The organism is Martelella sp., assembly GCF_984369615.1.
On the sequence record NZ_CFHTCS010000365.1, the window covers coordinates 1 to 4,282 of the forward strand.

The 4,282-nt window shown below is 63.0% G+C and carries 4 protein-coding genes; 3 read left to right on the forward strand and 1 reads right to left on the reverse strand.

The features are described 5' to 3' along the window. Together AC5DC2_RS20260 and AC5DC2_RS20265 are read left to right on the forward strand one after the other, a co-directional pair. The coding region (locus tag AC5DC2_RS20260; protein WP_491699783.1) for an electron transfer flavoprotein-ubiquinone oxidoreductase at positions 1–1,399 on the forward strand (1,399 nt) is incomplete at its 5' end. A gap of 79 nt (positions 1,400–1,478) precedes the next feature. Next, positions 1,479–2,384, forward strand: coding sequence for a diacylglycerol/lipid kinase family protein (locus AC5DC2_RS20265; protein WP_491699784.1), 906 nt, complete (start codon positions 1,479–1,481; stop codon positions 2,382–2,384). Positions 2,385–2,389: 5 nt separating this feature from the next. On the opposite strand, the gene AC5DC2_RS20270 is transcribed toward AC5DC2_RS20265, so the two are convergent. Beyond that, the gene (locus AC5DC2_RS20270) at positions 2,390–3,886 is read right to left on the reverse strand and encodes an AMP nucleosidase (RefSeq protein ID WP_024707491.1); all 1,497 of its coding nucleotides are present in this window, start codon (positions 3,884–3,886) and stop codon (positions 2,390–2,392) included. Between the two features lie 130 nt (positions 3,887–4,016). On the opposite strand from AC5DC2_RS20270, the gene AC5DC2_RS20275 reads away from it, so the two are divergent. After that, positions 4,017–4,282: glutathione S-transferase N-terminal domain-containing protein (locus AC5DC2_RS20275; protein WP_491699785.1), on the forward strand; the 266-nt coding region annotated here is incomplete at its 3' end.

Here is a 4,282-nt window from a genome sequence, read left to right on the forward strand (position 1 = left end):
CTTTCTTCTGCTTGGGCCGGCCGGTTCGATCACGCTGCCGAATTTCGTGATGCCGCCGCTGATGAACAATCACGGCAATTTTATCGTCTCGCTCGGCAATGTCTGTCGCTGGCTGGCCGAAAAGGCCGAGGCGTTGGGCGTGGAGATCTATCCCGGATTTGCCGCGGCCGAAGTGCTTTATGACGAGAACGGCGCGGTCATCGGCGTCGCCACCGGCGACATGGGCGTGGAGCGCGACGGCACGCCCGGCCCGAACTTCACCCGCGGCATGGCGCTTCTCGGCAGATACGTGCTGATCGGCGAAGGCGTGCGCGGCTCGCTCGCCAAACAGCTGATCGCCAGATTCGCCCTCGATGAGGGGCGCGAGCCGCAGAAATACGGCATCGGCCTTAAGGAATTGTGGGAGGTTGCTCCCGAGCAAAGCAAGCCGGGCCTCGTCCAGCATTCCTTCGGCTGGCCGCTCGACGCGAAAACCGGCGGCGGCTCCTTCCTCTACCATCTGGAGGACAATCAGGTGGCCGTCGGCTTCGTGCTCCATCTCAACTACAAGAACCCCTATCTCTCGCCCTTCGAGGAGTTCCAGAGGTTCAAGACCCACCCGGCGATCGCGCCGACCTTTGCGGGGGCAAAGCGCATCTCCTATGGCGCACGGGCGATCTCCGAGGGCGGCTATCAGTCCGTTCCGAAGCTTTCCTTCCCCGGCGGGGCGCTGATCGGGTGTTCGGCGGGCTTCGTCAACGTTCCGCGCATCAAGGGTTCGCACAATGCTGTGCTCTCCGGCATGCTTGCCGCCGAACGCGTGGCGGATGCGCTTGCCGCCGGACGTGCTCATGATGAGATTGCCGAGATCGAGGCGGACTGGCGCGACGGCGCCATCGGGCGCGACCTGAAGAAGGTCCGCAACGTCAAGCCGCTGTGGTCGAAGCTCGGGACCTATGCCGGCATCGCGCTCGGCGGCCTCGATATGTGGACCAACACGCTGTTCGGATTTTCCTTTTTCGGCACGATGAAACATGGCAAGAGCGATGCCGCGTCGCTGGAGCCGGCGGCGAAGCACAAGCCGATCGACTATCCCAAGCCCGACGGCGCGCTGACATTCGATCGCCTGTCCTCGGTGTTCCTGTCCAACACCAATCACGAGGAGGACCAGCCGGTCCATCTGAAGGTCAAGGATATGGCGCTGCAGAAGCGTTCCGAGTACGAGATCTATGCCGGTCCTTCCGGCCGCTACTGTCCCGCCGGCGTTTATGAATGGGTCGAGGAGGACGGCACGGAGAAATTCGTGATCAACGCCCAGAACTGCGTGCACTGCAAGACCTGCGACATCAAGGACCCGAACCAGAACATCACCTGGGTCCCGCCGCAGGGCGGCGAAGGGCCGGTTTACCCGAATATGTGACCGCTCCCGGGCGGGCGGGCGGAACCGGCGACCGCCTTGATCCGTTTCTGGCTATCCGACACGTCTTCAAGGACAGGCAATGCGTCTCAAGGGTCTTTTCAACCGCGACGGCGGTACGTTCAAAACCACCGATATGGACGCATTCTCGGACCTGGCCGCCAATATCTTCCGCGATGCCGGGCACGCATTCGAATGCGCGGTGGTCGGCGGCGGAGAAATTGCCGATGCGATCCACAAGACGGTCGGTGCCGAAGGCTTCGACGGCATGATCGTCGGCGGCGGCGACGGAACCATCTCGCTTGCGGCCGGCGCGATGTACGGCACGGACAAGCTTCTCGGCGTCGTGCCGGCCGGCACCATGAACCTTTTTGCCCGCAGCCTTGGCCTGCCGCTCGATATCGAGGAGGCCTTGATGACGCTGGCCGGCGGCAAGCCCGCCCGCGTCGATGTGCCGACGATGAACGGCCGGCCCTTCATCCACCAGTTCTCCGCCGGTCTTCACGCGACGATGATCCGCAATCGCGAGCGGCTTGACTATGATTCGCGGCTCGGCAAGATTTCCGCCAGCACGCGGGCCTGGGTCGATACGCTGCGCACGATTCCGGAAATCAGGCTCAGTTACGAATGCGCCGAGGCGCGCGGCGAGGGGGCCTTTGCCCTTGTGGGCGTTGCCAACAATCGCATCCACGGCAATGCCAGCCTGTTCACCGACCGGCCCCAGGGCGGCAAGCTCGCCTTCTACCTTCTGAAGGCCGAGGAATTCGATTCGGTGCTCGGCTTCGCGCTCAGCTATCTTGCGGGCCGGATCGAGGACAGCGAGAACGTGACCGTGATCGAGACGGAAAAGCTGACGCTCGATTTCCATTCGGACGGCATCGACCAGTCCTTTGACGGCGACCCGATCGATGAGGTGCGTCACGCCGTGCTCGAGCAGCACCCGCGCTCGCTGCCGGTGATCGTGCCCGCCGACAGCCGGCTGGTGTGACGGCCTTACTGGAAGGCCGTCTCGTAGAAGCTTCTCAATTTGCGTGAATGCAGCCTTTCCGGCGGCATGGCGGCGAGTTTCTGCACCGCCTTGATGCCGATGCGGAGATGCTGGCGCACCTGGGTGGTGTAGAAGGCGGTCGCCATGCCGGGCAGTTTCAGTTCGCCGTGCAGCGGCCGGTCGGAAACGCAGAGAAGCGTGCCGTAGGGGACGCGGAAGCGGAAGCCGTTGGCGGCGATCGTCGCCGATTCCATGTCGAGCGCGATGGCGCGCGACTGCGACAGGCGTTTCACCGGCCCGCTCTGGTGCGAAAGCTCCCAGTTGCGGTTGTCGATGGTGGCGACGGTGCCGGTGCGCATCACCCGTTTCAGCTCGTAACCCTTGAGGCCCGTCACCTCGCCGACGGCCTCCTCGAGCGCCTGCTGGACTTCCGCGAGCGCCGGGATCGGCACCCAGACCGGCAGGTCGTCGTCCAGCACATGGTCCTCGCGCACATAGGCATGGGCGAGCACGTAATCGCCGAGCTTCTGGCTGTTTCTGAGCCCCGCGCAATGGCCGAGCATCAGCCAGGCATGCGGCCGCAGCACGGCGATATGGTCGGTGATGGTCTTGGCGTTGGAAGGGCCGACGCCGATATTGACCATGGAGATGCCGGAATTGTCGGCGCGCTTCAGGTGGTAGGCCGGCATTTGCGGCATGCGCACGCCGGTATGGCCGCCCTCCGGCTCCACTTCGCCCGGCAGGGTGACGTTGTTGCCGGGCTCGACGAAGGCGCTGTAGCCTTCCCCGCCCCTGGCCATCACCTCCCGGGCGTAGGCGCAGAACTCATCGACATAGAACTGGTAGTTGGTAAACAACACGAAGTTCTGGAAATGCGCCGAACTGGTTGCCGTGTAGTGACTGAGCCGCGCCAGCGAATAGTCGATGCGCTGGGCGGTAAACGGCGCAAGCGGCTGCGGTTCTCCCGGGTCCGGTTCATAGTCGCCATTGGCGATCTGGTCGTCGGTGGTGTTGAGGTCGGGCGTATCGAAGATATCGCGCAGCGGCACGTCGGCGAGCGCGGCCAGATCGGCCTCGACATGGGTGTTCTCGCCAAAGGCGAAATGCAGCGGTATGGGCGTATCGGACTCTTCGACCGTCACCGGAACGCCGTGGTTCCTGATCAGCAGGCCGAGCTGCTCGATCAGGTAGTCCGCAAACAGGACCGGGTGGCTGATCGTGGTTGCATATTCGCCGGGGGTCGCCACATGGCCGAAGGAGAGACGCGAGTCGGTGAGCCCGTAGCTGCCGGTCTCGATGCTGACCCTCGGATAACAGGCGCGGTACCGGCCCTCGATCGGCGCGCCGCCGGCGAGCGCGATGAAGGCGTCGATGATGAAGCGGGTATTGCGCTTGTAGAGCGCCTGCAGGGCCTTCACAGCTTCGCCGGGGTCCGTGAAGCTCTGCGGCTCGACAGGATCGGGCGAAATGATCTTTGCTGTCAAAGCTTCGTTCTGGTGCATGGCGACCCTCGTGATGGCGGAAAACGGTCTGATCGCGAACAGGACCGCGCCACTCCGCTCTTTTTTGCGTTCGAAATCGATCTATATCGAAGGGATCAGTGTTTTGCGACACGCGAGAGGATGATTTTTCATGACCGCACCGATCGAGCTTTTCTATTGGCCGACGCCCAACGGCTACAAGATCACAATCTACCTGGAAGAGGCCGGCGTTCCCTATAACGTCAATTACGTGAACATCGGCAAGGGCGATCAGTTCAAGCCGGAATTCCTGAAGATCTCGCCCAATAACCGCATGCCGGCGATCGTCGATCCGCAAGGGCCGGGCGGCAAGCCGATTTCGGTGTTCGAATCCGGCGCGATTCTTCAGTATCTCGGCCGCAAGTACAAAAAGTTCTA

Excerpts from the sequence above, each read along its gene's own strand:
- AC5DC2_RS20265 (WP_491699784.1), top strand. The coding sequence starts at position 1,479 with ATGCGTCTCAAGGGTCTTTTCAACCGCGACGGCGGTACGTTCAAAACC.
- AC5DC2_RS20270 (WP_024707491.1), bottom strand. The coding sequence starts at position 3,886 with ATGCACCAGAACGAAGCTTTGACAGCAAAGATCATTTCGCCCGATCCT.